Raw genomic sequence first — 26761 nt, forward strand, 5'->3', positions numbered from 1 at the left:
TTAGCCCTTCATCACGTTGATGTCTTCCACGGCGATGGTGCCGCGGTTGCGGAAGAAGCAAACCAGGATCGCCAGACCAATGGCGGCCTCAGCGGCGGCCACGGTCAGCACGAACAGGGTAAAGACCTGCCCCACCAGATCCCCAAGGAAGCTGGAGAAGGCCACAAGGTTGATGTTCACCGCGAGGAGCATCAATTCGATGCTCATCAGCAGGATGATCACGTTCTTGCGGTTCAGGAACAGTCCGAAGATGCCGATGACGAACAGTGTCGCCGCGACGGTGAGATAATGTTCAAGTCCGATCATTGCCTTACAGCCCCTGCCCCGGTTTGATGTCCTTGAGTTCCATCGCCTTGGCCGGGTCACGCATCATCTGTGCGACGATGTCCTGACGCTTCACGTCCTTGCGATGGCGCAGGGTCAGCACGATGGCGCCGATCATGGCCACCAGCAGGATCAGGCCCGCCAGCTGGAACAGAAGGAAATATTGGTCATAAATGATGAGGCCAAGCGCCTCGGTGTTGTGGGTATCCGTCGGTGTCGGCTGCGCCAGCAGCTCGGATGCCAGCGGCGCGCTTTCCCAGGCGCCATAGGCCATGACGAACTGCATCAGGATGACAAGGCCGATCAGCAGCGCGACAGGCATGTACCTCGCCATTTCCGCTTTCAGCTCGGCGAAATCCACATCCAGCATCATCACCACGAAGAGGAACAGAACAGCGACCGCCCCCACGTAGACGATGACCAGCAGCATGGCGACGAACTCCGCCCCCAGCAGCACGAACAACCCGGCCGAGGAAATAAAGGCCAGGATCAGCCACAGCACCGAGTGTACCGGCTGGCGACTGATCACAGTGAACAGCCCGCCGGTGATGGCGCTGATGGCGAAGAGGTAGAAGGCAAAAACGCTCATGTCTCATCGTCCCTTTTGTCGTCCAGGACCTCCTGCGCCAGCTCGAGCGCGCGGGTCATGGCCGGAATGCCGGCAAAGACCGACATCTGTCCGATCGTTTCAACGATCTCTTGTTTCTTCGCGCCCGCCTCCAAAGCGTGGCGCACGGTCTGGCGCACGGCGGTATCCGCCTGCGCGCCCTGCATGGTCAGCCCGGCCAGCGTCAGAAGCAGCCGGGTCTTGGCGTCCAGACCGTCCTTGTTGACGGTCCTGCCGAACATCAGTTCCATCGCCTCTTTGGGCATGGTCGGCCAAAGCGCCTCGAACCCCTTGGGCGAGAAATGCTCAAGGCCGGGATTGAGAGCCCGGGCCATCTCGTGGGCCTGGGCCATCATGGCCTCAAAGGGGTTCTTGGTTTCGCTCATCTCTCATTCACCGGTACGGGGCGTCGATTTCCAGGTTGCGGGCGATCTCGGCTTCCCAGCGTTCCCCGTTCGAAAGCAGCTTTTCCTTGTCATAGAACAGCTCTTCGCGGGTTTCGGTGGCGAATTCGAAATTCGGCCCTTCCACGATCGCATCCACCGGGCAGGCTTCCTGACAGAAACCGCAGTAAATGCATTTCGTCATGTCGATGTCATAGCGCGTGGTGCGGCGGCTGCCGTCTTCACGCGGTTCAGCATCGATGGTGATCGCCTGCGCGGGGCACACCGCCTCGCAGAGTTTGCACGCGATGCAGCGTTCTTCGCCGTTGGGATAACGGCGCAGCGCGTGTTCACCGCGGAAACGGGGCGACAGCGGCCCCTTTTCGTGCGGGTAATTGAGGGTGGCCTTGGGCGCGAAGAAGTACTTCAGGCCCAGTTTCATGCCTTGCCAAAAATCCTGCAGCAGGAAGTATTTGGCGGCGCGGGTGTAATCGATCTGCGTCATGATCAGCCCCCAGTTGTCCAGCGTGCGAAGGCACCCCAGAACCAGTCGAATTTTGCAGCGAAGGAGACAAAGACCACCCAGACCAGCGAGAAGGGAAGGAAGACCTTCCAGCCAAGGCGCATCAGCTGGTCATAGCGGTAGCGCGGGGTGATCGCCTTTACCATCGCAAAAAGGAAGAAGAAGAAGGCCATCTTGCCAACCATCCAAAGGACGCCATCAGGCAGACCCGGGATCGGGGACAGCCAGCCGCCAAAGAACAGCAGCGTGGTCAGCGCGCACATCAGAAAGATGGCAATGTATTCACCGGCCATGAACAAGAGGAACGGCGTGGCCGAATATTCAACCTGATAACCCGCAACCAGTTCGGATTCCGCTTCGGGAAGGTCGAACGGCGGGCGGTTGGTTTCAGCCAGGGCCGAGATGAAGAACAGGAAGACCATCGGGAAGTGCGGCAGCCAGTACCAGTTGAACAGGCCAGCGTTGCCATCCTGTGCACGCACGATCTCGCTGAAGTTCATCGAACCGGTCGAGATGATCACACCAACGATAATCAGGCCAATCGACACCTCGTAAGAGATCATCTGCGCGGCAGAGCGCAGGGAGCCAAGGAACGGATATTTCGAGTTCGAGGCCCAGCCGCCCATGATGACGCCGTAAACCTCAAGGCTGGACACCGCGAAGACATACAGGATAGCCACGTTGATATCCGAAAGGACCCAGCCATCGTTGAACGGGATCACCGCCCAGGCGATCATCGCCAGCACGAAGGATGTCAGCGGCGCCAGAATGAAGACGCTGCGGTCCGCACCCGCCGGAATGACGACCTCTTTGACGACGTACTTCAGCGCGTCGGCCACCGATTGCAGCAGGCCGTAGACGCCCACCACGTTGGGGCCCCGGCGCATCTGCACCGCCGCCCAGATCTTGCGGTCCCCGTAGACGAGGAACAAAAGCGAAATCATGACAAAGGCAACAACTGCAAGCACTTGCGCCAGTATCAGAATGGCGATGCCGCCTGGGGTGTTAAAGAATTCAGCCATAGGTCCTCACACCGTGGGTATTCCGTTTGCCTCACAGTCGGCGACCACGACTTCAGCGTCGATGGTGCGCAGACCGCGCGGGAGGGAGGGCGAGATGGTGTAGACAGCATCTGCAGTCTGAACGCCACCCTCTTGTTTCATTTTTGTGCGCACGTGACGCGCGAAGCCGTAGCCCCGGATCAGCGCATATTGCGCGGCCGCACATTCGGCATAGTCATCCAGGTCCGCCTCGGAGCGGGCACCGGACATAGCAACGTTGAAACGCACCAGATCGCCGTTCAGCAGGCTGGTCTCGACCCCTTTGTATTCAGGGGTGGACCGGTCTGCCGCGCCGGAACCGGGCACCTGCACGCAGGCCCCCAGCAGCAAGGACGATATGAGCGCCGCGCGGATCACTCGGCCGCGATCTTGTCTGTCTTGCGGGCTTTTGCTGCGGCCGAGAGTTCGGCCATCAGCTGCGATGCACGTGCAATCGGGTTGGTCAGGTAGAAGTCCTTCACCGCAGGCAGGAAGTCAGCCTTGCCCAGCGGTTCGCCGTCGAGCGCGACAACCTCGTTTTCGATAACTTCACCCACTTTCGCCAGATGCGGAACTTCGCCGACCATCGCCTGACGCAGCTGCGCCAGCGAGTCGTAAGGCAGTTTCGCGTCCAGCTCAGCGCTCAGCGCGCGCAGGATGGCCCAGTTTTCCTTCGCCTCGCCCGGTGCGAACCCCGCGCGGAAGGTCAGCTGCGGCCGACCTTCGGTATTGACGAAAAGACCGTTTTCTTCGGTATAGGCGGCGCCCGGCAGGATCACGTCGGCGCGGTGTGCGCCGCGGTCACCGTGGCTGCCCTGATAGATCACGAAGGCACCCGGATCGATTTCGACTTCATCCGCGCCCAGGTTGTAGATCACCTCGGCGCCATCGATTGCTGCGGCCATGCCGCCTTGGGTCACGGCGCCGATGTCCATCGCGCCAACACGGGCTGCGGCGGTGTGCAGTACCAGAACCTTGGCGCCGGATTTGGCGGCCAGTTCCTGAACCTTGGCCATCACGGCCAGACCGTCCGCCTCGCGCAGGGCGCCCTGCCCCACGATGATGACCGGCGCCTTGTCGGCAATGTCATGGGCGTTTGCCACCGCAGCGTCCAGCGCAGCGCGGTCGGTGCCGATGTGTTCGTAATCATAGGTCAGATCCGCAGCGGCGCCGATCAGCCCCACATTGGCACCCTTCAGCCAGGCCTTGCGGATACGGGCATTCAGAACCGGCGCTTCGTCGCGCGGGTTGGTGCCGACCAGCAGGATCGCCTGTGCCGCGTCGATATCCTCAATCGCGGCAGTGCCCACATAGGCCGAGCGGTTGCCGATGGCGAGGCGGGCATTGTCGGTGCGGCATTCCACCGAACCACCCAGACCTTCGACGAGTTGTTTCAGAGCAAAGGCCGCCTCGACCGGGACCAGATCGCCGATCAGGCCGGCAACTTTCTTGCCCTTCATGGCCGTTGCCACGGCGTCCAGCGCCTCGGGCCATGTGGCGGGGCGCAGTTTGCCATCGACACGCACATAGGGCTTGTCCAGACGCTGGCGACGCAGACCGTCCCAGACGAACCGGGTCTTGTCCGAAATCCACTCTTCGTTCACGCCGTCGTGGTTGCGCGGCAGGATCCGCATCACTTCGCGACCCTTGGTGTCCACGCGGATGTTCGAGCCAAGCGCGTCCATCACGTCGATGGTTTCGGTCTTGGTCAGCTCCCAGGGGCGGGCGGTAAACGCATAGGGTTTCGAGGTCAGCGCACCAACCGGGCAAAGATCGATGATATTGCCCTGCAGGTTCGAATCCAGCGTCTCGTTCAGGTAGGAGGTGATCTCCGCATCTTCGCCGCGACCGGTCTGACCCATCTGAGTGATGCCGGCGACTTCAGTGGTGAAACGCACGCAGCGGGTGCAGGAAATGCAACGGGTCATGGCGGTGCCGACCAGCGGTCCCAGATCCAGATCATCCACGGCACGCTTGGCTTCACGGAATCGGGAGAAGTCGACGCCATAGGCCATCGCCTGATCCTGCAGATCGCATTCGCCGCCCTGGTCACAGATCGGGCAATCGAGCGGGTGGTTGATCAGGAGGAACTCCATCACGCCTTCGCGTGCCTTCTTCACCATCGGTGAATTGGTTTTTACCACCGGTGCCTGACCCTCGGGGCCGGGGCGCAGATCGCGGACCTGCATGGCGCAGGAGGCTGCGGGCTTGGGCGGGCCGCCAACGACTTCGACCAGGCACATACGGCAGTTGCCGGCGATGGACAGGCGTTCGTGATAGCAGAAACGCGGGATCTCTACCCCGGCCTCCTCGCACGCCTGGATCAGGGTCATGGCCCCGTCCACCTCAATCTCGGTTCCGTCAATGTTGATCTTGCGGAGGTCAGACATGGTCTATTTCGCCCTCAGTAAAACGCCGATCGCGCTGTTGTTCTTGATTTCCATGCGTCCGAACGCACAGAAGGATTCCGGTTTTCCGTATGAGACGCCACGGCTTGCAAACAGCGTCTCTCCCTTTGCCCGCATCCGGGCCTTTTCCCTGTCCGAGCCGATGTAGGCGCGGATTTCAGTGTCCGAATAGCCAAGGTCATTGGCCCGCGCGCGCAGGCGCCGCAACTCGCCGACGCCCTTCCAGAACCGCGCACTGAGGCTGTCGCAGTGATCGGCGATCTCTTTGGCGACAGCGACGGCAAACAGCGGTTCTTCGATTTCCGCGACCGAGCGCAGCGGCGGCTTCGCCAGCAGCGACGATGGCACCAGCGCCAGCGCGACAGCGGACACAAATGACAGAACAACCCGTTTCACATGACTCTCCTTCTTTGCGGAGCGCCAATGGAACGGGGAGCTTGCGTCGTTATGCAATAACGCCGGGCCAGGATATGAGGCCATACCGTTCACGTGTCGCAGGTCCCGTGGAAAATCGCGGTGTCGCCATCAAGGCGCAGCTCGGCCTCGGGGTCGTAGGGATCCACGTCCCAGATGATGTCGGAAGTGCCGTAACCGGCTTCACTCAGGCAATAGGTGACGCCAGCGTGATGCGCAGCCATACGCGCGCCCTTGAAGGATTGCGACGCCTTGGAGACCTCAACGCGAAAATCGGCCCGCGTGACCTTCTTGTCCACCGGTTTTGCCTTCGCCTTGAACGCCACACCATCATAGAGTGTGCGGTCGCTGAAGGAACTGCCACAGCCAGCCAGAACTGCCGCCGACAGCAACAGGACACCTGCGGATTTCAGTTTCCGGTTCATCGTGCCCCCTCCCCGTCGTAGCTGCACAGACCCCATGCCCCCAGACAAAGCACAGCCGCCCGGGCAGAAACGCCTGCCTGGCTGGATGTCATTGTGAGGGGAAAATTGCTCATCATGGGTTCTGCTATCTGCCTGTCTTTTATTATTATTCAGCCGCCATCGCGCCCATGCGGCCCGACTTTTGCGCCTTGATGCGGTCTTCGATCTCTTCGCGGAAATTGCGGATCAGACCCTGGATCGGCCAGGCCGCCGCGTCGCCAAGGGCGCAGATGGTGTGGCCTTCGACCTGCTTGGTCACATCCCACAGCATGTCGATTTCTTCCGGTTCCGCCTGGCCTTTGACCAAACGATCCATCACGCGCATCATCCAGCCGGTGCCTTCGCGGCAGGGTGTACACTGGCCGCAGCTTTCGTGCTTGTAGAATTTGGACAGGCGCCAGATCGCCTTGATGATGTCGGTCTGCTTGTCCATCACGATCACCGCCGCAGTGCCAAGGCCGGAGCCCAGCTCACCGCGCAGGTAATCGAAATCCATGATCGCATCGCGCATGTTCTCACCGCGTACACAAGGCACGGACGAGCCACCGGGGATCACCGCAAGGAGGTTGTCCCAGCCGCCGCGAATGCCGCCGCAATGCTTTTCGATCAGCTCTTCAAAAGAGATCGACATCGCCTCTTCGACGACGCAGGGGTTGTTCACATGGCCCGAGATCGCAAACAGCTTGGTGCCCGCGTTGTTGGGGCGGCCAAAGCCTGCGAACCACTCGGCGCCACGGCGCAGGATGGTCGGAACAACCGCGATGGATTCGACGTTGTTCACCGTGGTCGGGCAGCCATAAAGACCCGCGCCCGCCGGGAACGGCGGCTTCATGCGGGGCATGCCCTTCTTGCCTTCGAGGCTCTCGATCAGGGCGGTTTCCTCCCCGCAGATATAGGCCCCCGCCCCGTGGTGCAGGAAGACGTCGAAATCCCAACCGGAACCAGCAGCGTTCTTACCCAGAAGGCCCTTGTCGTAGCATTCGTCGATGGCCGCCTGCAGGGCCTCGCGCTCGCGGATGTATTCGCCGCGAAGATAGATATAGCAGGTGTGGGCGTTCATCGCGAAAGAGGCAATCAGCGCACCTTCGATCAGCGTATGCGGATCGTGGCGCATGATTTCGCGGTCTTTGCAGGTGCCAGGCTCGGATTCATCCGCGTTGATCACCAGATAGGCCGGGCGACCATCGCTTTCCTTGGGCATGAAGGACCATTTGAGGCCAGTGGGGAAGCCCGCACCGCCGCGACCACGCAGGCCGGAGTCCTTCATGGTCTGGATGATCCAGTCACGCCCCTTTTCGATCAGACCGGCGGTGCCATCCCAGTGGCCGCGCGCCTGAGCGCCTTTGAGCGTCCGCTCATGCATACCGTACAGGTTGGTAAAGATCCGGTCCTGGTCCTTCAGCATGTCTGCCTACCTTTGGTTGTCCTGACGCATGCGCCAGAGTTGAACGATGTTGACCCCTGCATAGATCATCCCCGCCAGCGCGAGAAAATCGAACAGAAGCGCGTAACGGCCCGGCAATCCCATCGCCGGACCAATGATCAGGGACAAAGCGAGCCATGCGAGCATGGTTCCGGCAATCACCAGGGCGATGTGGCGCCCCTTGGCTGCGATGGCTTTGTCCTGTTCAGCGCTCATTGGGTCCCAATGTCTGCTCCCCCGCCCCCGGTTCAGAGGCGGAAGACGGGTTAATCTTCGTAGCGGCCGTCGTCCTTGGCCTTCTTGGCGAACTCGGTCTCTTCACCAGCGGCGAGCTGTTTGGATTGCTCAATCCAGCCATCGCGTTCGATGCGGCCCTTGAACTTGAGGCGGCTGTCGACCCATGCGATTTCGGCATCGGTCCATTTCGCGATCTGGTCAAAGTGGAAGAAGCCGAGTTCATTCAGCGTCTCTTCCAGCTTAGGACCAACGCCTTTCAGCATCTTCAGATCGTCGGCCTTGCCACCGCGGGCTTCGCTCAGCGTCTCAGGCGCGCTTTCTTCAACCGATTTGGCGGCTGCCCCTTCGGGCGACGCAGGCTCAGCGGCTTTCTTGGCCGGAGCTTTCTTCGGTGCGGGCTTAGCCTCGGCAGCCTGTTTGGCAGCCGGTTTAGCCGCTTCGGGCGCCTTCGGAGGCTGACCTTCGGCAGCGCGGCCAGCGACGACGCCGTCCTTGCCAACCCAAGGCGTCAAGATCGGAACTTCATCGCCCTGAATGCGCTTGACGCTGTCGCCCAGATCCACTGCCAGCTGCACAGACGCGTTATACTGCGTCTTGCCACTGTCGTATTCGGTGAGCGACGTCAGGCCCGATTTCGGCTCGGCCGCGTAACGCCCGTTCTGCGGCCCCGGAACAACCGGATTGCCTGCTGCCAGATCATCGAGGATCTTGGTGAAGCTTTCGGTGGTCAGATCCTCGAAGTAATCCTTGCCGATCTGCGCCATCGGCGCGTTGGTGCAGGACCCGAGGCATTCCACCTCTTCCCAGGAGAACTTGCCATCGGCAGACACGGTGTGCGGCTTCGGCGCGATCTTTTCCTTGCAGACTGCGATCAGATCCTCGGCGCCGCAGATCATGCAGGAAGTGGTGCCACAGACCTGCACGTGGGCAACGGATCCGGTCGGGACCAGCTGGAACATGAAGTAAAAGGAGGCAACTTCAAGAACGCGGATATAGGCCATGCCCAGCATATCCGCGATATATTCAATCGCGGGCTTGGTGACCCAGCCTTCCTGCTCCTGGGCACGCCACAGCAGCGGAATAACCGCAGAGGCCTGACGCCCCTCGGGGTATTTGGTGAGTTGCGCTTCGGCCCACTTCTGGTTGTCGGGCGTGAAGGCAAAGCTTTCGGGTTGTTCGGAATGCAGACGACGAAGCATTAGCGGTCAATCTCTCCAAATACGACGTCCATGGTGCCAATGATGGCAGCCACGTCGGCAAGTTGGTGACCCTTGGCCACATGGTCCATGGCTTGCAGGTGCAGGAAGCCCGGCGCGCGCAGCTTGGCGCGGTAGGGTTTGTTGCTCCCGTCCGCCACAAGATAGACGCCGAATTCGCCCTTCGGCGCTTCGACAGCGGCGTAGACTTCGCCCTCGGGCACGTGGAACCCTTCGGTGTAAAGCTTGAAGTGGTGGATCAGGCTTTCCATCGAGGTTTTCATGTCGCCGCGCTTCGGCGGGGTCAGCTTGCCACGGGCCAGCACATCGCCAGTGGCTTCGCGCAGCTTGTGGATCGCCTGGCGAATGATCGACAGCGACTGGCGCATCTCCTCCATGCGGACGAGGTAGCGATCATAGCAGTCGCCATTCTTACCGACCGGGATCTGGAACTCGAACTCGTCATAGCATTCATAGGGCTGCGCACGGCGCAGGTCCCATGCAAGGCCGGAGCCGCGCACCATGACGCCAGAGAAACCGTAGTCCTGGATCTCCTGCTCGTTCACCACGCCAATGTCGCAGTTACGCTGCTTGAAAATGCGGTTTTCGGTCAGAAGCCCGTCGATATCAGCCAGAACTTTGGGGAATTCGATCGCCCATTCTTCGATATCGTCGATCAGTTCATCCGGCAGATCCTGATGCACACCGCCGGGACGGAAATACGCCGCGTGAAGGCGGGCACCACATGCGCGCTCGTAGAAGATCATCAGCTTCTCGCGCTCTTCAAAGCCCCAAAGCGGCGGGGTAAGCGCACCAACGTCCATCGCCTGTGTGGTGACGTTCAAGAGGTGGTTCAGGATGCGGCCGATTTCCGAGTAGAGCACCCGGATCAGAGAGGCGCGGCGGGGAACTTCGACACCGCAGAGCTTTTCTATGGCCAGACACCATGCGTGTTCCTGGTTCATCGGCGCCACATAGTCGAGGCGGTCGAAATACGGCAGGTTCTGCAGGTAGGTGCGGCTTTCCATCAGCTTTTCGGTGCCACGGTGCAACAGGCCGATGTGCGGGTCGCAGCGTTCAACGATCTCGCCGTCCAGCTCCAGCACCAGACGCAGCACGCCGTGCGCCGCCGGGTGCTGCGGACCGAAGTTGATGTTGAAGTTGCGGATCTTCTGTTCGCCCGTCAGGGCGTCTTCGAAACCTTTGGAGCCGTCCATCATTTCGCCCCCTCTTTTTCATCGCCGGGCAGGATGTATTCGGCACCCTCCCACGGGGACATGAAGTCAAACTGGCGGTATTCCTGAACCAGGCTGACGGGTTCGTAGACAACACGCTTTTGCGCCTCGTCATAGCGAACCTCGGTATAGCCGGTGGTCGGGAAATCCTTGCGCAGCGGATGGCCGCGGAAGCCATAGTCCGTCAGGATCCGGCGCAGGTCGGGGTGACCGGTGAACAGGATCCCGAACATGTCGAAGACCTCGCGCTCGAACCAGTTGGCCGAGGGGTGCAGATCGACAATAGAGGGGACCATTTCATCTTCGCGTACGGAAACCCGCAGGCGGATACGCTGGTTCTGATACATCGACAGGAAGTGATAGACCACGTCGAACCGCTTGGTCCGCTCGGGGTAATCGACTGCCGTAATATCAACCAGGGTGGAAAACTTGCAGGTCGCATCCGCTTTCAGAAAGTCGACCAGCGCCGCAATATTCGCAGGCGCCACGTCCACGTTCAGCTCACCATGGGATACATCCCAGGACAGCACGCATTCGGGGCGCTTGGCCGCGATCTGGGTCCCGAGTTCGTTCAGTGCTTCAGTCATCATCAATTCTCCAACCAAAGCCGATCAGCGGACCAGTGTGCCGGTACGGCGGATTTTGCGCTGCAGCTGCATCAGACCATAGAGCAGAGCCTCTGCGGTCGGCGGGCAGCCGGGCACATAGACGTCGACCGGAACGATGCGGTCGCAACCGCGCACAACCGAGTAGCTGTAGTGATAGTACCCACCGCCGTTGGCACAGGAGCCCATCGAGATCACGTAACGCGGCTCGGGCATCTGGTCGTAGACCTTGCGCAGTGCCGGGGCCATCTTGTTGGTCAGGGTGCCCGCGACGATCATCACGTCCGACTGACGCGGAGAGGCGCGCGGCGCGATACCGAAGCGTTCGGCGTCGTAGCGCGGCATCGAGGTATGCATCATCTCAACGGCGCAGCAGGCCAGACCAAAGGTCATCCAGTGCAGCGACCCTGTGCGGGCCCAGTTGATGATGTCCTCGGCCGAGGTCAGCAGGAAGCCTTTGTCCTGCAGTTCGGCGTTCAGGGCCTGGGTGACGACTTCCTTGTCGACGCCCGCCGTATTGGCTCCGGTCATCACTCCCATTCCAGGGCCCCCTTCTTCCATTCATAGGCAAAGCCGGCTGTCAGCACGCCCAGGAACACCATCATCGACCAGAAGCCTGCGTCGCTCATGTCCTTGAAGCCGACGGCCCAGGGAAACAGGAAGGCGATTTCCAGATCGAAAATGATGAACAGAATCGACACCAAGTAAAAGCGCACATCGAATTTCATACGGGCGTCATCGAAGGCGTTGAAACCACATTCGTAAGCACTTACTTTTTCCGGGTCGGGATTGCGTACGGCGAGCACAACTGCTGCCAGAATAAGAACAATTCCAAGGCCGATAGCGACGGCCAGAAACACCAGGATCGGGAGGTATTCCCGCAACATCTCTTCCACGAGTGGCTCCTTTCCGCGCGCGCGGATTCTCGCGCGCCGTCAATTGGCGTGTTGACTTGGGGCCGTGTCTACTCCCCTGCCCCCCGACCGTCAACACAGGCATTTCGTTTGGCTAAAGCTTCCCTTAACAGCGCGGCGTGGGCACATCACATGGCCCGCAAACGCATATAAATATGCATATTTTTCTATGTATAAGAAAAGAACAGCGCGCCCAAAATTTGGGCGCGCCTGAGGGAAATACTCGGTCTTTGGCAAGGCCGCGAAACCGCCTTAAAACCCGTCTTTGAGGCCCCTCTCAGACCCGTTTTAGACCTGCCAGCTGGGTTTGCGTTTGTCGAAGAACGCCGCGATGCCCTCGGAGGCTTCGCCGCCTTCCCAGCGGTCAACCAGCGCCTTGATGGTGTGGTCGATGGTGGCGTCGTCCAGACGCGGGCCCAGATCGCGGGTCAGTTTTTTCGCTGCGGCGACCGCGCCCGGGGCGCAAGCCATGTAGGGGGCGACCTCTGCCTCGACCGCTTCGGCCAGTTGATCGGCCGGAACGATTCTGGCGAGCAGCCCCAGATCGACGGCCTCGGCTGCGCCAAACAGACGGGCCGACATGAAGACACGACGCGCGCACGCTTCGCCCATGCGGGCAATCACATAGGGGCCGATGGTGGCCGGGATCAGGCCCAGTTTGGTTTCCGTCAGCCCCATCTTCAGATGATCGACACCAATCGCCACATCGCAGACCGAGGCCATCCCGACACCTCCGCCAAAGGCATTGCCCTGAATCGCTCCGATCAGGGGCTTGGGCAGGGTGTTGAGCAGCATCAGCATTTCCGCCAGCACCCGTGCCTCTTTCGCGCGGGTTTCCGCGTCCGCTGTCATCTGCGCCTGCATCCAGCCAAGATCGCCGCCGGCGCAAAAGCTTTTTCCCGCGCCGGTCAGTACCACGACGCGGACCTTGTCATCGGCGGCAAGGTCCTGTGCGGCCTGTTTCAGCTCCAGCAGCATCTCGCCGGACATGGCGTTGTGCTTCTCGGGCCGGTTCAGGGTCAGAGTCGCCACGCCGCGCGCATCGGTCTCAAGGGTAATCGTGTTGAACATCGTATCGCTCTCTTTTCAAAATTCGCGCTATCAGACCACGCCGCGCATGGCGCGAGCCACCTCGGCAGCCTCATCCAGCACCCGCGCATCGAGCCCGGTGTCATATCCCAGCGCCGTCAGATGCGCATGCACTGTTTCCGTCGCCACATTTCCCGCGGCGCCCGGCGCATAGGGGCAGCCGCCCAGCCCGCCGACGGCGGCATCAAACACCCGCACGCCCTGCGCAAGCGAGGCGTCGATATTGGCAATCGCCCGCCCGGCGGTGTCATGATAATGTCCGGCCAGTTTCTCGACCGGCACACGGGCCTTCACGGCCTCCAGCATCTTCGTGATCGTTTCCGGCGTCCCCTGTCCGATCGTGTCGCCCAAAGAGACCTCATAGCAGCCGAGTTCAAACAACCGCTCAGCCACTTCTGCCACCTTTTCCGGCGGGGTTGCGCCATCATAGGGGCAATCGGTCACGCAGGAGACATAGCCCCGCACCGGCAGGTCGATCTTCTTTGCCGCCTCAAGGATGGGCACGAAGCGCTCGATGCTCTCGGCAATGCTGGCGTTGATATTGGCTTTGGAAAACCCTTCCGAGGCCGAGGCAAAGACGGCGATTTCATCCGCCTTGGCCGCCACCGCGTCCTCGTATCCCCGCATGTTGGGAGTCAGTGCTGCATAAGAGACCCCGGGCGCGCGTTTGATGCCCGCCAGAACCTCGGCGCTGCCCGCCATCTGCGGCACCCATTTGGGGGAGACGAAGCTGGCGACCTCGATCCGCCGGAAGCCTGCGCGGGACAGGCAATCCACCAGCGCGATCTTTTCCGCCACCGGAATGGCCCGTTTTTCATTCTGCAGCCCATCGCGCGGGCCCATTTCGAAGATTTCAACGCTTTGCGTCATGGCGCGCCCTCCCCGGCAATCCTGCCTTCGATACCCAGTCGCGTTGGCAGCACTCTGCCGCCAACGCAGTTTCTTCACGAGAACCGATCAGTCGTCGGCATCCTCCAGCCGCACCAGCGCGGCGCCAGCCTCGACCTGATCGCCTGCAGCGGCGAGAACCTCGGCCACGGTGCCATCGCGGGCCGCCAGCAGCGAATGCTCCATCTTCATGGCTTCCAGAATGGCGAGCCGGTCGCCCTCTTTCACCGCCTGCCCCGCCTCGGCAAAGACCGCCTTGACCAGCCCCGGCATCGGCGCCTCGATCAGGTTCATGTCACCCCCGGCGGCAGAGGCCCGGTCGAGCGGATCGATCACCTCGAACTGGATCCCGTAGCCGTCGAAAACGGTGATCGTATTCCCGGCCTGCGCCATTGGCGGCAGCCGGTCGCCGCCCAGAACCCAGGCACCTCCGATACGGTTTGCCACGACCTGATCCTCGCCGATGGCCCAGATCTGGCGATCCGGCCCGTCCACCTCGACCATGGCTTCGAACTCTTCGCCCTGATGGCTGAGATGGACCGAACGGTGCATGTCGGACCAGAGGGTAAAACCGGTGTCCCAACCCGTTTCGATCAGGCCCAGTGCCTGCATCCCCGCGGCGGCCTTGTGCTCGGGCTTGATCTCGGGTGCCTGCACCAGTTGATCCAGATCCCGCGCGATCAGGCCAGTGTCCACATCGCCGGCAGAGAAGCCTTCGTGTGCGGCCAAGGCCCCCAGGAAGGCAAGGTTGGTCACCGTACCGCCGACCTCAGTTTCCGCCAAAGCCTGCGACAGGCGCGACAGGGCGACAGCGCGGGTGGGGCCATGCACGATCACCTTGGAGATCATCGGATCATACCAGGGGCTGATGGTGTCCCCGGCCCTCACGCCACTGTCGGCGCGGCAGCTTTCGGGGAATTGCAGATGCGTTAGCGTACCGGTTGCAGGCAGGAAGCCCTTTGGCACGTCTTCGGCATAAAGCCGCGCTTCAAAGGCGTGACCGGTGATGGTCAACTCGTCCTGCTGTTTCGGCAGGCTTTCACCCGATGCCACGCGCAGCTGCCATTCCACCAGATCGACGCCGGTGATCAGTTCCGTCACCGGATGTTCCACCTGCAGGCGGGTGTTCATCTCCATGAACCAGAACCCGTCGGGGCGCAGCCCGTTGGAGCCATCGACGATGAATTCCACCGTACCGGCGCCTTTATAGCCGATCGCCTCGGCCGCGCGCACACCGGCGCGACCCATGGCCTCGCGCATTTCCTCGGTCATACCGGGCGCAGGTGCCTCTTCGATGACCTTCTGGTGACGACGCTGGAGAGAACAGTCCCGCTCGAACAGGTGCACCGCTGTGGTGCCATCGCCAAAGACCTGCACCTCGATATGGCGGGGTTGCTGGATGTATTTCTCGATCAAGACATCCGGGTTGCCAAAGGCCGTGGTGGCTTCGCCCTGCGCGCTTTTCAACGCCTCGTCGAAATCCTTTGGATCCTCGACCAGACGCATACCCTTGCCGCCGCCGCCCGCGACCGCCTTGATCAGGACGGGATAGCCGATAGTATCAGCCGCGCCCGACAGATGCTCGGGGTCCTGGTTCTTGCCGTGATAGCCGGGCACGACGGGCACGCCAGCCTCTTCCATCAGGGCCTTGGCCGCATCTTTCAGGCCCATCTTGCGGATCGCATCGGCCGACGGGCCGATGAACACAAGGCCAGCCGCCTCTACCGCGTCCACGAACTCGGGGTTTTCCGACAGGAAGCCATAGCCCGGATGGATCGCCTGAGCGCCGGTGGCCTTGGCGATGGCGATGATCTCATCCCCCAGAAGGTAGCTGTCGGCGGGCGCAGAGCCGGTGCCGATGTGGACTGCCTCATCCGCCATGGCCACATGTTTCGCGGCCCGGTCGGCGTCTGAGTAGATAGCGACGGTTTTCACGCCCATGGCGCGGGCGGTTTCCATGACACGGCAGGCGATCTCGCCCCGGTTTGCGATCAGAATCTTGTCAAACATCTTTGTGGTCTCCGAAATCACGGACCAGACGAAAGGTCTCAACCATCATCGGTGCGTTTTGGTGAAAGCGGCCCGTACGGGTCAGGTAGCTTTCGTACCCCGCCCGCCAGTGCTCCAAGTCTTTGAATTCTCCCTGAGGCGGAACCATCTCTGCCGTTACGTCGCAAAAGCGGACCTTGTCCACCTTCACGGTTTCGGTGGCACAGGCGGCCGTTCCATCCCAGTTCAACACGATATCCACGCGCCCCGCCTCGGGAAAGCTTTCCAGGCCATCGTCGAAGACCGACCAAGCCTCGCAGCTGACGGTCTTTGCGCCCGAGCGGATCAGGCCGATGATTTCGGCATTCAAGGCAGATGAATCGCCGGGGCGATAGCTTTGCGCAACGGGAAATGCTGCGAGGGCCTCTTCGAGGGGGATCATCGTTGCCTTACCTCACATCCGGAACACGCCAAAGCGCGTGTCTTCAATCGGTGCATTCAAAGCGGCGCTCAGCGACAGGGCCAGCACCTCGCGGGATTTGCGCGGGTCGATGATGCCATCGTCCCAAAGCCGCGCCGAGGCATAGAGCGGATGGCTCTGCTCCTCGAACATCTCGATGGTGGGGCGCTTGAACTCGGCCTCTTCCTCGGCGCTCCAAGAGCCGCCCTGGCGTTCGATGGCGTCGCGTTTCACGGTCGCAAGAACGCCAGCCGCCTGTTCGCCGCCCATCACGGAAATGCGCGAATTCGGCCAGGTCCACAGGAAGCGCGGCTGATAGGCGCGCCCCGACATGCCGTAGTTACCGGCCCCGAATGAGCCGCCCACCAGCATCGTCACCTTGGGCACATTTGTCGTCGCCACCGCCGTCACCATCTTGGCGCCGTGGCGGGCGATGCCTTCGTTCTCGTACTTGCGGCCCACCATGAAGCCGGTGATGTTCTGCAGGAAGACCAACGGGATCTTGCGCTGGCTGCACAGTTCAACGAAATGCGCGCCTTTCTGTGCGGCCTCGGAGAAGAGAACCCCGTTGTTGGCGATGATGCCCACCGGGCAGCCCTTCACATGGGCAAAGCCGGTGACCAGCGTCTCACCAAAGCGCGGCTTGAACTCGTCAAAGCGCGAGCCATCCACCAGACGCGCAATCACCTCGCGGATGTCATAAGGCGTGCGCAGATCGCCCGGCACCACGCCAAGGATTTCCTCGGGATCATAGGCGGGCTCTTCCGGGCTGGCCCAGTTGACGCCCAGCGGTTTGGTGATGTTGAGCGACTGCACTGCACGGCGCGCCAGTGCCAGCGCGTGGGTATCATCCTCGGCCAGATAGTCCGCGACACCGGAAAGACGCGTGTGCACATCACCGCCGCCCAGATCCTCTGCGCTGACCACCTCACCCGTTGCGGCCTTCACCAGCGGCGGGCCAGCAAGGAAGATGGTGCCCTGTTCCTTGACGATGATGGTCACATCCGACATCGCGGGCACATAGGCGCCGCCTGCGGTGCACGATCCCATGACCACGGCGATCTGCGGGATGCCTTTTGCGGACATACGCGCCTGATTGTAGAAGATGCGGCCAAAGTGGTCGCGATCCGGGAAGACCTCGTCCTGGTTGGGCAGGTTGGCCCCGCCACTGTCCACCAGATAGATGCACGGCAGGCGGTTTTCCTCGGCGATCTCCTGCGCGCGCAGGTGTTTCTTCACCGTCATCGGATAATAGGTGCCGCCCTTCACGGTGGCATCGTTGCAAACCACCATGACTTCTTGCCCATGCACCCGGCCAATGCCCGCGATGACGCCAGCCGCCGGGGCCGCGCCGTCATACATGCCATGGGCCGCCGTCGCGCCGACCTCAAGGAACGGAGAGCCCGGATCCAAGAGGTTCGCCACCCTGCGGCGCGGCAGCATCTTGCCCCGGCTTTCGTGGCGGGCGCGGGATTTCTCACCTCCGCCCATGCGCGCGGCCTCCGCCGCCTCGTTGATCTGCGCCAGCGCCTCCAGATGCGCCTCGCGGTTCTGCTTGAAGCCTTCGGAGGAAGGCATTGCCTTGGATTGAAGTTTCATACGGAAGACTCCTGTTCAGCGGCCGCACGGGCCTTCAGTTCCTTGCGGATCACTTTGCCGGTCACGGTCATCGGCAAGGCGTCCAGAAAGGTAATTTCACGGGGGTAGGAATAGTGGGCCAGACCGCCCTTGACGTAATCCTGCAACTCTTTCTCGGTGGCCGCAGCGCCCTCTTTCAGCACCACATAGGCCTTCACGATCTCGGTGCGCATCGGGTCGGGCTTGCCAACGACGCCGACGGTGGCGACGCTGGGATGGGTCAGCAGGCAATCCTCGATCTCGGCCGGGCCGATGCGATAGCCGGAGGAGGTGATCACATCATCCTCGCGGCCCACAAAGCGCAGGTAGTCGCCTTCCCAGATACCGCGATCACCTGTGATCAGCCATTCACCGTGGAATTTCTCGGCCGTCTCCTTGGGGCGGTTCCAGTATTCCAGCATCATCGAGGCAGAGCCACGCCGCACCGCAACATCGCCCTCCTGATCAGTGGGATTGCCATCGGCGTCGATCACGGCGACCTCATGCCCCGGCACCGCCTTGCCGATGCAGCCCGGACGGGGCGGGTAATCCACGCCGCAAGAGGAGGCGACCATATTGCATTCGGTCTGCCCGTAGAATTCGTTGATGGTGAGGCCAAAAGCCTCCTGCCCCCAGGCCAGCATCTCGGCCCCCAAGGGTTCGCCACCCGATGCGACCGAGCGCAGGCCCGGCACCGCCTTCCCGGCGGCCTTCAGCATGCGCAGCGCGGTTGGCGGGAAGAAGATGTTGCGTACATCTCCGCGCGTGATCAGATCGACGCAGGCCTCAGGCGTGAATTTGTCGAGCCGCGCCGCGACGACCGGCACGCCCAGCGCTAGCCCTGGCATCAGCACATCGAACAGCCCGCCAATCCAGGCCCAGTCCGCAGGGGTCCAGATGCAATCGCCCGGCTGGCCCAGGTGATCGTGGCTGATGGCGACGCCCGGCAGGTGGCCGGTCAGCACCCGGTGGGCGTGCAGCGCGCCCTTGGGGCTGCCGGTGGTGCCGGAGGTATATATAAGGACAGCCGGGGTTTCCGGGCCGGTCGCGGCAAAGGGCACCGGGGCGCCGTCAATGCCCGCGTCCTGCACCATCACCGCCTCGGCCAGATCACCTAGCAGCAGCGCACCCTCGGGATCGGTCAGCACGAAACGCACCCCCGCATCCCCGGCGCGCGAGGCCAGCGCATCGTGCTGGAACAGCTTGAACAAGGGCACCGAAATGGCGCCGACCTTCCAAATCGCCAGATGCGCGGCAGCACACCAGGGCGACTGGCTGAGCAGCACACCCACCCGGTCGCCCGGCTGGATCCGCGACAGAAGATAGCGCGCCAGACCATCGACCATCGCCGCCAGTTCCCCATGGGAAATGTCGCGCCGCGCGGCGCCAGTCAGATCGATCAGCGCCAGCGCATCTGCCGGATGATCCATGGCCTGTGCCGCCATATTGAGCCGCTCTGGCAGATCCCAGCGACCATCGGGCGTCAGCCCCGGTATGCTACTGTAGTCCTGCATAGTCAGATCTTCCTAAAATGCATGGCAGGCATGCGCGTTTTGTGGTGCATTTCAAAGGCTCGGCACAAACCTGCTTGATCCAGATCAGAGACGTTTTCGCCTCCATCGCGCATGATCCCGGCGTACTCGAAAGAAAAGGGATCTTCCCCATGAAACGCATCGTTTCCGCCCTCGCCCTCTCTGCTGCATGCGCCGCCTTTGCGGCCCCGGCCCTTGCCCAGTCGCAAGGCGACTGGACCTTCGGTGCAGGGATCGCCAACGTGAACCCCAAATCGAACAACGGCACGTTGGCCGGGGGTGCCGCAACGGTCAGCGATGAAACGCAACTGTCGCTGACAGTTGAATATTTCATCCGCGACAACCTTGGCATCGAACTCTTGGCCGCGACCCCGTTCGAGCATGACGTCACCATCGCCGGTGTCGGCTATGCCGGTTCGACCAAGCAGTTGCCGCCGACCCTGTCGCTGAACTACCACTTCCCGACCAACAGCAAGATCACGCCCTTCGTTGGCATTGGTGTGAACTACACCACCTTCTTTGAAGAAAGCTCGCCGCTTGGCGTGCTGAACCTTGATGACAGCTGGGGTCTTGCGCTCAACGCTGGTGCGGACTGGCAAGTGTCGGACAACGGTGCGCTGCGTCTGAACGTGCGCTACATGGATATCGAGACCGACGCCTTCCTGAACGGTGCCGCGATCGGTACCGCCGAGATTGATCCGGTTGTTGTGGGTGTTGCCTACGTCCACCGCTTCTGACCCTCTGATCCGGTTTCCCGGGCGGGCGCTGCCGCCTGCCCGGACCACAGACAAGCCCGCGTGCCTTCCCTCGGTCACGCGGGCTTACTGCTTTTACATGGTTGCCATCAGCTCGCGGCCGATCAGCATGCGGCGGATTTCCGAGGTGCCTGCGCCGATTTCCATCAGCTTGGCATCGCGGAAGATCCGGCCCACCGGATTGTCAGACAGATAACCGGCACCGCCAAAGGCCTGCACCGCCTGGTGCGCCTGCACCATTGCCTGCTCAGAGGCATAAAGGCAGCACGCCGCCGCGTCCTGGCGCGTCACCGTGCCATTGTCGCAGGCCTTGGCCACTTCGTAGATGTAGGCGCGCGAGGAATTCATCGCCGTGTACATATCGGCGATTTTGCCCTGCATCAGCTGGAAGCTTCCGATCGGCTTGCCGAACTGTTTGCGCTCTTTCATGTATGGCATCATCTCGTCCATGCAGGCGGCGATGATACCGCTGCCGATGCCCGCCAGAACCACGCGTTCGTAATCAAGGCCGGACATCAGAACCTGAACGCCCTTGCCCTCTTCACCCAGCACGTTCTCAAACGGCACTTCGCAGTCCTCAAAGATCAGCTCGCCGGTGTTGGAGCCGCGCATGCCCAGCTTGTCGAAATGCACCGAGGTCGAGAAACCTTTGAACTCTTTCTCGATCAGGAAGGCGGTGATGCCCTTGGAGCCTGCTTCGGGATCGGTCTTGGCGTAGACCACCAGCGTGTCGGCATCGGGGCCGTTGGTGATCCAGTATTTGTTGCCGTTGAGGCGATAGTGATCGTTGCGCTTTTCGGCACGCAGGGACATCGACACAACGTCAGAGCCAGCGCCCGCTTCGGACATCGCCAGCGCGCCGACGTGTTCACCCGAAATCAGCCGGGGCAGGTATTTCTTCTTCTGCTCGGCATTGCCGTTCAGCTTGATCTGGTTGACGCAAAGGTTGGAGTGCGCACCATAAGACAAGGACACCGAGGCGCTGGCGCGGGCAATTTCCTCGACCGCGATGGTATGGGCCAGATAGGACATCCCGGCTCCGCCGAATTCCTCGGGGACGGTGATACCCAGAAGACCGAGCTCACCCATCTCCTGCCACAGCTCGGCGGGGAATTCGTTCTTCTGATCGATTTCCTGCGCCATCGGCTTGACGCGCTCTTGCGCCCAGCGGTGCACCATGTCGCGCAGGGCGTTTACATCTTCGCCCAGATCAAAAGTCATGCTTGCGTTGAACATCTCGCGTCTCCTCCCGAGTCATCGCGAATTATTTGAACATGTGTTCATTTATTGCCGGCAAGCCATCACAGGTCAAGAGGTCACGTGGGGACACGAAAAGGCCGGACCCTGTCGGGGCCCGGCCAGTCGGAGTTGATTGGTTCTGAAAACAGCCTCTGCTGTGGTTCAGGCGCCCTGAAACACTGCACCGACCTCGGCGCGGATGATGCGGGCGATCTGGGCGCAGTCCTCAAGGCTGAAGGTCAGCGGAACCCGCATATCGACGATCCCCGCCAGAATGCGATCACTTTTGGGTAGCGACGGCGTCTCGGCGTAGCGCCAGCTGTCATAGCGGGAGGTAAAGGCAACGGGTTGCGGTTCACCAAACCACTTCAGCTCAACCCCTCGGGCGGCGCAGCGGCGCAGGACTTCCTGCACCCGGTCCGCAGCCCAATCCAGCAACAGAAACTGGATAGAGGAACCCACATAGGTTTCCGCAGCCGGGCGCTCCACCACAGTCAGACCCGGCGTGCCGCGCACCCCGGTTTCGACCTCCCTGTAGCGTTCATTCCAGCGGGCGACCTGCACCTCCAGATCGCGCAGCTGGGGCCGCAGGATCGCCGCCCGCAGATTGTCCATCCGCCCGGAGATATTCGGGGTTTCGTATTTCACCCGTTCGAACACCTCTGGACCCGGCGCGGCCAGATGACGGCCGTAGAGCATGTAGGATCCGGACAGGATGATAGCCCGCGCGGCGATCTCCTCGTCATCGGTGATCAGCAATCCGCCCTCGCCCGAGTTCACGTGCTTGTAGGTCTGGCAGGAATAGCAACCCACCGTGCCATGCCGTCCCGAAAGCGTGCCATTCCAGGCCGCCCCCATGGTGTGGGCGCAATCCTCGATCACGGTGATCCCGGCGTCGTTGCAGATCTCCATCAGCCGGTCCATGTCACACAGATGCCCGCGCATATGGCTCAGCATCAGCACGTCCGCCTGATCCGCCTTGGCGGCCAGATCCTCCAGATCGATGGTCAGATCCTCGCTCACATCCACATAGACCGGCGTGGCGCCGACAGCTGCGATGGAGCCCGGCACCGGCGCAAGTGTAAAGGCATTGGTCAGCACCCGGTCGCCATGTTTCACGCCAACCGCTCTCAGCGCGGTGGCCAGTGCGTAGCCGCCCGAAGCAACGGCCAGACAGTATTTCGCTCCCATCTGATCGGCGAATTCGCGCTCCAGCAGCGCGGTCTCTCCGGCCTCGTCGCCCGCAACATTGTAGCGGTGCAGACGGCCATGGCGCAGTACCTCCATCGCGGCGGAAATCGCCTCTTCGGGAATGGGTTCCTGCTGGGTGAAACTGCCAGTGAAAATCTCGCTCATGGCCTGTTTGTGAGCGCGGCCAGCTGCGGGGTCAAGGGGGAAGCCGCTGTCGCGCCCGGTTTCAGACGCGTGCGGAAGGACATCAGATCATCAGGGCAGCAATTCCGCCACCACCCCGGGCAGATCTTCATACCGGTGCAGCAGCGCCTCGGGATTCAGCGCCGCCATGTCATCGCCTGCAGGACCGAAGGTGACGAGGACCGAGGGCACGCCCGCCGCGGCGGATGTGTTGCGGTCGGTATCGCTGTCGCCAATCAGAACGGTGCGCGCGGGATCACCGCCCGCGCGGCGGGCCGCTTCGAACAAGGGCGCGGGATCGGGTTTTCGCACCGGCAGCGTATCGGCGCCCACAAGCGAGGCAAAGGCATCGCGCACGCCAAGGGATCGCATCAGCTGCTCGGCCAGCGCCTCGGGCTTATTGGTGCAGATGCCAACGCCATAGCCAGCCAGTTTTAACGCCTCGACGGCATCCATCGCGCCGGGATACAGAACGGTGTGGTGATCGATTGCGCCTTTGTACGCCTCCAGCAGCACGGGATAAAAGGTTTCGACAGTAGCGTCATCGTACTCATTGACCCGCTTCAGCCCCTCGGTCAGCATCCGCTTGCCACCGCGCAGGGCAATTGCCGCGTCGCCCGGGCGGGTCAGCAGATCGCCATGGCCCATCTGGCGGAAGCAGGCATTGGCCGCTGCCAGCAAATCCCCCGACGTGTCCGCCAGAGTACCATCCAGATCAAAGATCACTGTCCGCATATCGTCCCCTTTCGGCGCATTTCCGCCGCATGATGTTGCAAGCCGCAACCTAGTTTGATGGCGCAATGGCTTGCGCACCCACTGTTAGCGGATAAAACGGGGGCGCTGAAAAGACAAAGAGAAACATAACATGAGCACAGCCCTCGTCATCCTGGCCGCAGGCAAAGGCACGCGGATGAATTCGGATCTACCGAAGGTCCTGCATCCCATCGCCCAGGCCCCCATGCTGGAACACGCCATGTCCGCCGGGCGCGCTTTGGAGCCGGAGCGGATCGTCGTGGTTGCCGGTCATGGCGCCGAAGCAGTGCGCGCCGCCGTGGCCGACATCGACGTGAGCGCCGAGGTTGTGCTGCAAGATGAACAGCTGGGCACAGGTCACGCAGTGGATCAGGCAAGGGAGGCGCTGGCCGGGTTTGATGGCGATGCGGTGGTTCTTTATGGCGACACGCCTTTTGTCAGCGCCGAGACCATCACCCGCATGATCGAAGCGCGCGCACAGGCCGATCTGGTGGTTCTGGGTTTCGAGGCTGATGACCCTGGCCGCTATGGGCGGCTTGTGATGGACGGCGACAGCCTGGAGCGGATCGTCGAGTTCAAGGACGCGAGCGAGACCGAACGCGCAATCACCTTCTGCAATTCCGGCCTGATGGCCTGCGCATCGCAGCTGATGTTCGACCTGATCGCCGAGATCGGCAACGACAATGCCGCGGGCGAATACTACCTCACCGATTTGGTGGAACTGGCCCGCGCCAAGGGCCTGCGCGTCACCGCCGTAGCCTGTGACGAAGCCGAAACGCTGGGTATCAACAGCCGCGCCGAACTGGCCCAGGCCGATGCGCAGTTCCAGAGCCGCGCCCGGGCCGAGGCGCTGGAAAATGGCGTCACCCTGATGGCGCCGGAAACCGTCTATTTCGCCTTTGACACCGTGGTCGGCCGCGATGCGGTCATCGAACCCAACGTGGTGTTCGGCCCTGGCGTTACGGTGGAAAGCGGCGCGTTGATCCGCGCCTTTTCGCATCTCGAAGGCTGCCACGTCAGCCGCGGCGCCAAGGTCGGCCCCTATGCCCGCCTGCGCCCCGGCGCCGAACTGGCAGAAGACACCCATATCGGCAACTTCGTCGAGATCAAGAACGCCGAAATCGCTGCTGGCGCCAAGGTCAATCATCTCTCTTACGTGGGCGATGCCTCGGTCGGCGAAGCCACCAATATCGGGGCCGGCACAATCACCTGCAACTATGATGGCGTAATGAAGCACCGGACCGAAATCGGCGCCCGCAGCTTTATCGGCTCCAACACCCTTCTGGTGGCACCGGTGCGCATCGGCGATGAGGCGATGACCGCCAGCGGCACCGTGGTGACAAAGAACGTCGACGATGGTGATCTGGCAATCTCGCGCAGCGCCCAGGAAAACAAACCCGGCCGCGCGCGAAAACTGATGGACATGCTGCGCGCCAAGAAGGCCCGCAAGGCAAAAGGAGGCGCGTAATGTGCGGAATCGTCGGAGTTCTTGGCAATCATGAAGCCGCGCCCCTGCTGGTGGAGGCGCTGAAGCGGCTGGAATACCGCGGCTATGACAGTGCGGGTATTGCCACCGTCAACGACGGCAAGCTGGAACGCCGCCGCGCTGTCGGCAAGCTGGTCAACCTCAGCGACCTGCTGGTGCATGAGCCGCTGGCGGGAAAATCCGGCATCGGCCACACCCGCTGGGCCACCCACGGCGAACCTTCGGTCAACAACGCGCACCCGCATCGTGCCGGCGCCGTGGCCGTCGTGCACAATGGCATCATCGAAAACTACCGCGACCTGCGCGCGGAACTGGCCAAGGAAGGGATCGAGTTTCAGACCGAAACCGATACCGAAACCGTTGCGCTGATGGCGGAACGCTATATGCGCGGTGGCCTGTCCCCTGCCGAGGCCGCACAGAAAACCCTGTCACGGCTGGAGGGCGCCTTCGCCCTCGCCTTCCTGTTCGACGGCGAAGAGGATCTGATGGTGGCCGCCCGCAAGGGCTCGCCCTTGGCCATCGGACATGGCACCGGCGAAATGTTCGTCGGCAGCGATGCCATCGCCCTGGCGCCGCTTACGGATAAGATCACCTATCTTGAGGAAGGCGACTGCGCCGTCCTGACCCGCAGCAGCCTGGAGATCCGCGACGCAAACGGGGATCTGGCGAACCGCGAAATGCGCACCATTCAGATAGACGCAGCACAGGTCGACAAGGCCGGACACAAGCATTTCATGGCCAAGGAAATCGCCGAACAGCCCACGGTCATTGCCGAAGCTATCCGCCACTACCTGCCAGTCGGCGAAGACGCGGTGCACCTGCCAGGAGACGGGATCGATTTTACCAAGATTGACCGGCTGACGCTGGTCGCCTGCGGTACCGCATTTTACGCCTGCCTCACTGCGAAATACTGGTTCGAAAAACTCGCCCGCATTCCGGTCGAGGTCGATATCGCTTCCGAGTTCCGCTATCGCGAACCACCGATCCCCGGTCGCACTGCCGCACTGTTTGTTTCCCAATCGGGCGAGACCGCAGATACCCTCGCCGCCCTGCGCTATTGCAAGGACAAGGCCGATCAGATCTTGTCGGTGGTCAATGTCCCCGAAAGCTCCATCGCCCGCGAGAGCGATCTGGCCCTGCCGATCCATGCTGGCGTCGAAATCGGGGTCGCCTCGACCAAAGCCTTTACCTGCCAGCTGAGCGTGCTGTTGATGCTGGCCCTCAAGGCCGCAACCGACCGGGGCGAAATCGGCGAAGAGGAACTGCAGGCGCATGTCTCCGCTCTGCGTGGGCTTCCGAACGTCATGTCTGCTGCACTGGAGCAGAACGAGGCGATCCGTCAGGCCTCCCTGAAGCTCAGCGAAGCGCGGGATGTGCTGTTCCTGGGCCGGGGGCTGATGTTCCCGCTGGCGCTCGAAGGCGCATTGAAACTGAAGGAAATCAGCTACATCCACGCCGAAGCCTATGCCTCGGGGGAATTGAAACACGGCCCCATCGCGCTCATCGACAACAACATGCCGGTCGTGGTTCTCGCCCCGCGGGACGATCTTTTCGACAAATCGGTCTCCAACATGCAGGAAGTCATGGCGCGCAAGGGCAAGGTGATGCTGGTCTCGGATGCCGAAGGGCTTGCCGAGGCGGGGGACGAGGTCTGGCAGGCAATCCGCATGCCGCAGGTCCACGACAGCCTGTCGCCGATCCTTTACGCCCTGCCCGCGCAGATGCTGGCCTATCACACCGCCGTGGCCAAGGGCACCGATGTGGACCAGCCGCGCAACCTCGCCAAGTCCGTGACGGTGGAATGAT

The 26761-nt window shown here is 61.9% G+C and carries 28 protein-coding genes; 3 read left to right on the plus strand and 25 right to left on the minus strand.

What is annotated here, in order from left to right:
- The 22 genes from nuoK to C6W91_RS01200 all read right to left on the minus strand — a co-directional run bounded on the left by nuoK (nucleotide 1) and on the right by C6W91_RS01200 (nucleotide 19330).
- Nucleotides 1–306, minus strand: coding sequence for an NADH-quinone oxidoreductase subunit NuoK (gene nuoK, locus C6W91_RS01095; RefSeq protein ID WP_005624625.1), 306 nt, complete (start codon nucleotides 304–306; stop codon nucleotides 1–3).
- A 4-nt stretch (nucleotides 307–310) separates the two neighbouring features.
- Nucleotides 311–913: an NADH-quinone oxidoreductase subunit J gene (locus C6W91_RS01100; protein WP_065273130.1), complete on the minus strand. Its 603-nt coding sequence runs from the start codon at nucleotides 911–913 to the stop codon at nucleotides 311–313.
- Nucleotides 910–1317 (minus strand): carboxymuconolactone decarboxylase family protein, encoded by a 408-nt coding sequence (locus C6W91_RS01105; protein ID WP_065273129.1) that lies wholly within the window; start codon nucleotides 1315–1317, stop codon nucleotides 910–912. The genes C6W91_RS01100 and C6W91_RS01105 overlap by 4 nt, the downstream gene beginning before the upstream one ends.
- A gap of 7 nt (nucleotides 1318–1324) precedes the next feature.
- Complete coding sequence (nuoI, locus tag C6W91_RS01110) at nucleotides 1325–1819, minus strand: NADH-quinone oxidoreductase subunit NuoI (RefSeq protein WP_065273128.1); 495 nt, start codon at nucleotides 1817–1819, stop codon at nucleotides 1325–1327.
- 2 nt (nucleotides 1820–1821) lie between these two features.
- Nucleotides 1822–2859, minus strand: coding sequence for an NADH-quinone oxidoreductase subunit NuoH (gene nuoH, locus C6W91_RS01115; protein ID WP_065273127.1), 1038 nt, complete (start codon nucleotides 2857–2859; stop codon nucleotides 1822–1824).
- 6 nt (nucleotides 2860–2865) lie between these two features.
- A complete protein-coding gene (locus C6W91_RS01120) occupies nucleotides 2866–3255 on the minus strand; it encodes a hypothetical protein (RefSeq protein WP_370570399.1) in 390 nt (129 codons plus the stop codon).
- Nucleotides 3252–5267 carry an NADH-quinone oxidoreductase subunit NuoG gene (gene nuoG, locus C6W91_RS01125; protein ID WP_274868069.1) on the minus strand — a complete coding sequence of 672 codons (2016 nt, stop codon included), beginning with the start codon at nucleotides 5265–5267 and terminating at the stop codon, nucleotides 3252–3254. Before nuoG ends, C6W91_RS01120 begins: the two co-directional genes overlap by 4 nt.
- 3 nt (nucleotides 5268–5270) lie before the next feature.
- Entirely contained in the window at nucleotides 5271–5681 is a 411-nt protein-coding gene (locus tag C6W91_RS01130; RefSeq protein WP_274868071.1) for a DUF5333 domain-containing protein, read from the minus strand.
- An 89-nt stretch (nucleotides 5682–5770) separates the two neighbouring features.
- Nucleotides 5771–6124 (minus strand): hypothetical protein, encoded by a 354-nt coding sequence (locus C6W91_RS01135; RefSeq protein WP_065273123.1) that lies wholly within the window; start codon nucleotides 6122–6124, stop codon nucleotides 5771–5773.
- A gap of 145 nt (nucleotides 6125–6269) precedes the next feature.
- Nucleotides 6270–7568, minus strand: coding sequence for an NADH-quinone oxidoreductase subunit NuoF (gene nuoF / locus C6W91_RS01140; RefSeq protein ID WP_065273122.1), 1299 nt, complete (start codon nucleotides 7566–7568; stop codon nucleotides 6270–6272).
- 6 nt (nucleotides 7569–7574) lie between these two features.
- The gene (locus C6W91_RS01145) at nucleotides 7575–7802 is read right to left on the minus strand and encodes a DUF5337 domain-containing protein (RefSeq protein WP_065273121.1); all 228 of its coding nucleotides are present in this window, start codon (nucleotides 7800–7802) and stop codon (nucleotides 7575–7577) included.
- 50 nt (nucleotides 7803–7852) lie between these two features.
- On the minus strand, nucleotides 7853–9022 hold the full coding sequence (locus C6W91_RS01150; RefSeq protein WP_274868072.1) for an NADH-quinone oxidoreductase subunit E: 1170 nt from the start codon (nucleotides 9020–9022) through the stop codon (nucleotides 7853–7855).
- Nucleotides 9022–10236, minus strand: a complete 1215-nt coding sequence (locus C6W91_RS01155) for an NADH-quinone oxidoreductase subunit D (RefSeq protein WP_274834452.1) — start codon at nucleotides 10234–10236, stop codon at nucleotides 9022–9024. Before C6W91_RS01155 ends, C6W91_RS01150 begins: the two co-directional genes overlap by 1 nt.
- Complete coding sequence (locus C6W91_RS01160; RefSeq protein WP_065273118.1) at nucleotides 10236–10841, minus strand: NADH-quinone oxidoreductase subunit C; 606 nt, start codon at nucleotides 10839–10841, stop codon at nucleotides 10236–10238. Before C6W91_RS01160 ends, C6W91_RS01155 begins: the two co-directional genes overlap by 1 nt.
- A gap of 24 nt (nucleotides 10842–10865) precedes the next feature.
- Complete coding sequence (locus C6W91_RS01165) at nucleotides 10866–11399, minus strand: NADH-quinone oxidoreductase subunit B family protein (protein WP_082996117.1); 534 nt, start codon at nucleotides 11397–11399, stop codon at nucleotides 10866–10868.
- Nucleotides 11390–11755, minus strand: a complete 366-nt coding sequence (locus tag C6W91_RS01170; protein ID WP_065273116.1) for an NADH-quinone oxidoreductase subunit A — start codon at nucleotides 11753–11755, stop codon at nucleotides 11390–11392. The genes C6W91_RS01165 and C6W91_RS01170 overlap by 10 nt, the downstream gene beginning before the upstream one ends.
- Before the next feature lie 306 nt (nucleotides 11756–12061).
- Nucleotides 12062–12844: a crotonase/enoyl-CoA hydratase family protein gene (locus C6W91_RS01175; protein ID WP_274868073.1), complete on the minus strand. Its 783-nt coding sequence runs from the start codon at nucleotides 12842–12844 to the stop codon at nucleotides 12062–12064.
- A 30-nt stretch (nucleotides 12845–12874) separates the two neighbouring features.
- Nucleotides 12875–13732, minus strand: a complete 858-nt coding sequence (locus C6W91_RS01180) for a hydroxymethylglutaryl-CoA lyase (RefSeq protein WP_347508868.1) — start codon at nucleotides 13730–13732, stop codon at nucleotides 12875–12877.
- 87 nt (nucleotides 13733–13819) lie between these two features.
- A complete protein-coding gene (locus C6W91_RS01185) occupies nucleotides 13820–15760 on the minus strand; it encodes an acetyl/propionyl/methylcrotonyl-CoA carboxylase subunit alpha (protein ID WP_274868075.1) in 1941 nt (646 codons plus the stop codon).
- The gene (locus tag C6W91_RS01190; protein ID WP_274831819.1) at nucleotides 15753–16181 is read right to left on the minus strand and encodes an ASCH domain-containing protein; all 429 of its coding nucleotides are present in this window, start codon (nucleotides 16179–16181) and stop codon (nucleotides 15753–15755) included. Before C6W91_RS01190 ends, C6W91_RS01185 begins: the two co-directional genes overlap by 8 nt.
- A 12-nt stretch (nucleotides 16182–16193) precedes the next feature.
- Nucleotides 16194–17798, minus strand: a complete 1605-nt coding sequence (locus C6W91_RS01195; protein WP_274868077.1) for a carboxyl transferase domain-containing protein — start codon at nucleotides 17796–17798, stop codon at nucleotides 16194–16196.
- Nucleotides 17795–19330 carry an AMP-binding protein gene (locus tag C6W91_RS01200; RefSeq protein WP_274868079.1) on the minus strand — a complete coding sequence of 512 codons (1536 nt, stop codon included), beginning with the start codon at nucleotides 19328–19330 and terminating at the stop codon, nucleotides 17795–17797. The genes C6W91_RS01195 and C6W91_RS01200 overlap by 4 nt, the downstream gene beginning before the upstream one ends.
- Nucleotides 19331–19479: 149 nt before the next feature.
- On the opposite strand from C6W91_RS01200, the gene C6W91_RS01205 reads away from it, so the two are divergent.
- Nucleotides 19480–20085 carry an OmpW family protein gene (locus C6W91_RS01205; protein ID WP_065273793.1) on the plus strand — a complete coding sequence of 202 codons (606 nt, stop codon included), beginning with the start codon at nucleotides 19480–19482 and terminating at the stop codon, nucleotides 20083–20085.
- 93 nt (nucleotides 20086–20178) lie between these two features.
- On the opposite strand, the gene C6W91_RS01210 is transcribed toward C6W91_RS01205, so the two are convergent.
- The 3 genes from C6W91_RS01210 to C6W91_RS01220 form a co-directional block, all read right to left on the minus strand.
- Nucleotides 20179–21339: an isovaleryl-CoA dehydrogenase gene (locus C6W91_RS01210; RefSeq protein WP_274828819.1), complete on the minus strand. Its 1161-nt coding sequence runs from the start codon at nucleotides 21337–21339 to the stop codon at nucleotides 20179–20181.
- Between the two features lie 165 nt (nucleotides 21340–21504).
- Complete coding sequence (locus tag C6W91_RS01215) at nucleotides 21505–22698, minus strand: DegT/DnrJ/EryC1/StrS aminotransferase family protein (RefSeq protein ID WP_274868080.1); 1194 nt, start codon at nucleotides 22696–22698, stop codon at nucleotides 21505–21507.
- A 90-nt stretch (nucleotides 22699–22788) separates the two neighbouring features.
- Nucleotides 22789–23451, minus strand: coding sequence for an HAD-IA family hydrolase (locus C6W91_RS01220; protein WP_274868082.1), 663 nt, complete (start codon nucleotides 23449–23451; stop codon nucleotides 22789–22791).
- A 130-nt stretch (nucleotides 23452–23581) separates the two neighbouring features.
- On the opposite strand from C6W91_RS01220, the gene glmU reads away from it, so the two are divergent.
- Together glmU and glmS are read left to right on the plus strand one after the other, a co-directional pair.
- The gene (gene glmU / locus C6W91_RS01225; protein ID WP_274868083.1) at nucleotides 23582–24937 is read left to right on the plus strand and encodes a bifunctional UDP-N-acetylglucosamine diphosphorylase/glucosamine-1-phosphate N-acetyltransferase GlmU; all 1356 of its coding nucleotides are present in this window, start codon (nucleotides 23582–23584) and stop codon (nucleotides 24935–24937) included.
- The gene (gene glmS / locus C6W91_RS01230) at nucleotides 24937–26760 is read left to right on the plus strand and encodes a glutamine--fructose-6-phosphate transaminase (isomerizing) (protein ID WP_274868085.1); all 1824 of its coding nucleotides are present in this window, start codon (nucleotides 24937–24939) and stop codon (nucleotides 26758–26760) included. The genes glmU and glmS overlap by 1 nt, the downstream gene beginning before the upstream one ends.
- Nucleotide 26761: the final 1 nt, after the last annotated feature.

This window comes from Phaeobacter sp. SYSU ZJ3003 (assembly GCF_041300735.1).
GTDB lineage: Bacteria > Pseudomonadota > Alphaproteobacteria > Rhodobacterales > Rhodobacteraceae > Phycobacter > Phycobacter gallaeciensis_A.

Bases quoted from the DNA above. Each gene is read 5' to 3' on its own strand.
- C6W91_RS01200 (WP_274868079.1), bottom strand. From the start codon at position 19,330: ATGCAGGACTACAGTAGCATACCGGGGCTGACGCCCGATGGTCGCTGG.
- C6W91_RS01155 (WP_274834452.1), bottom strand. From the start codon at position 10,236: ATGGACGGCTCCAAAGGTTTCGAAGACGCCCTGACGGGCGAACAGAAG.
- C6W91_RS01180 (WP_347508868.1), bottom strand. From the start codon at position 13,732: ATGACGCAAAGCGTTGAAATCTTCGAAATGGGCCCGCGCGATGGGCTG.
- C6W91_RS01160 (WP_065273118.1), bottom strand. From the start codon at position 10,841: ATGACTGAAGCACTGAACGAACTCGGGACCCAGATCGCGGCCAAGCGC.
- nuoK (WP_005624625.1), bottom strand. From the start codon at position 306: ATGATCGGACTTGAACATTATCTCACCGTCGCGGCGACACTGTTCGTC.
- nuoH (WP_065273127.1), bottom strand. From the start codon at position 2,859: ATGGCTGAATTCTTTAACACCCCAGGCGGCATCGCCATTCTGATACTG.
- glmS (WP_274868085.1), top strand. From the start codon at position 24,937: ATGTGCGGAATCGTCGGAGTTCTTGGCAATCATGAAGCCGCGCCCCTG.
- glmU (WP_274868083.1), top strand. From the start codon at position 23,582: ATGAGCACAGCCCTCGTCATCCTGGCCGCAGGCAAAGGCACGCGGATG.
- C6W91_RS01145 (WP_065273121.1), bottom strand. From the start codon at position 7,802: ATGAGCGCTGAACAGGACAAAGCCATCGCAGCCAAGGGGCGCCACATC.
- C6W91_RS01195 (WP_274868077.1), bottom strand. From the start codon at position 17,798: ATGAAACTTCAATCCAAGGCAATGCCTTCCTCCGAAGGCTTCAAGCAG.
- C6W91_RS01175 (WP_274868073.1), bottom strand. From the start codon at position 12,844: ATGTTCAACACGATTACCCTTGAGACCGATGCGCGCGGCGTGGCGACT.
- C6W91_RS01220 (WP_274868082.1), bottom strand. From the start codon at position 23,451: ATGCGGACAGTGATCTTTGATCTGGATGGTACTCTGGCGGACACGTCG.
- C6W91_RS01190 (WP_274831819.1), bottom strand. From the start codon at position 16,181: ATGATCCCCCTCGAAGAGGCCCTCGCAGCATTTCCCGTTGCGCAAAGC.
- C6W91_RS01205 (WP_065273793.1), top strand. From the start codon at position 19,480: ATGAAACGCATCGTTTCCGCCCTCGCCCTCTCTGCTGCATGCGCCGCC.
- C6W91_RS01165 (WP_082996117.1), bottom strand. From the start codon at position 11,399: ATGGGAGTGATGACCGGAGCCAATACGGCGGGCGTCGACAAGGAAGTC.
- C6W91_RS01150 (WP_274868072.1), bottom strand. From the start codon at position 9,022: ATGCTTCGTCGTCTGCATTCCGAACAACCCGAAAGCTTTGCCTTCACG.
- C6W91_RS01185 (WP_274868075.1), bottom strand. From the start codon at position 15,760: ATGTTTGACAAGATTCTGATCGCAAACCGGGGCGAGATCGCCTGCCGT.
- nuoI (WP_065273128.1), bottom strand. From the start codon at position 1,819: ATGACGCAGATCGATTACACCCGCGCCGCCAAATACTTCCTGCTGCAG.
- C6W91_RS01135 (WP_065273123.1), bottom strand. From the start codon at position 6,124: ATGAACCGGAAACTGAAATCCGCAGGTGTCCTGTTGCTGTCGGCGGCA.
- C6W91_RS01100 (WP_065273130.1), bottom strand. From the start codon at position 913: ATGAGCGTTTTTGCCTTCTACCTCTTCGCCATCAGCGCCATCACCGGC.
- C6W91_RS01215 (WP_274868080.1), bottom strand. From the start codon at position 22,698: ATGAGCGAGATTTTCACTGGCAGTTTCACCCAGCAGGAACCCATTCCC.
- C6W91_RS01210 (WP_274828819.1), bottom strand. From the start codon at position 21,339: ATGTTCAACGCAAGCATGACTTTTGATCTGGGCGAAGATGTAAACGCC.
- C6W91_RS01105 (WP_065273129.1), bottom strand. From the start codon at position 1,317: ATGAGCGAAACCAAGAACCCCTTTGAGGCCATGATGGCCCAGGCCCAC.
- nuoG (WP_274868069.1), bottom strand. From the start codon at position 5,267: ATGTCTGACCTCCGCAAGATCAACATTGACGGAACCGAGATTGAGGTG.
- nuoF (WP_065273122.1), bottom strand. From the start codon at position 7,568: ATGCTGAAGGACCAGGACCGGATCTTTACCAACCTGTACGGTATGCAT.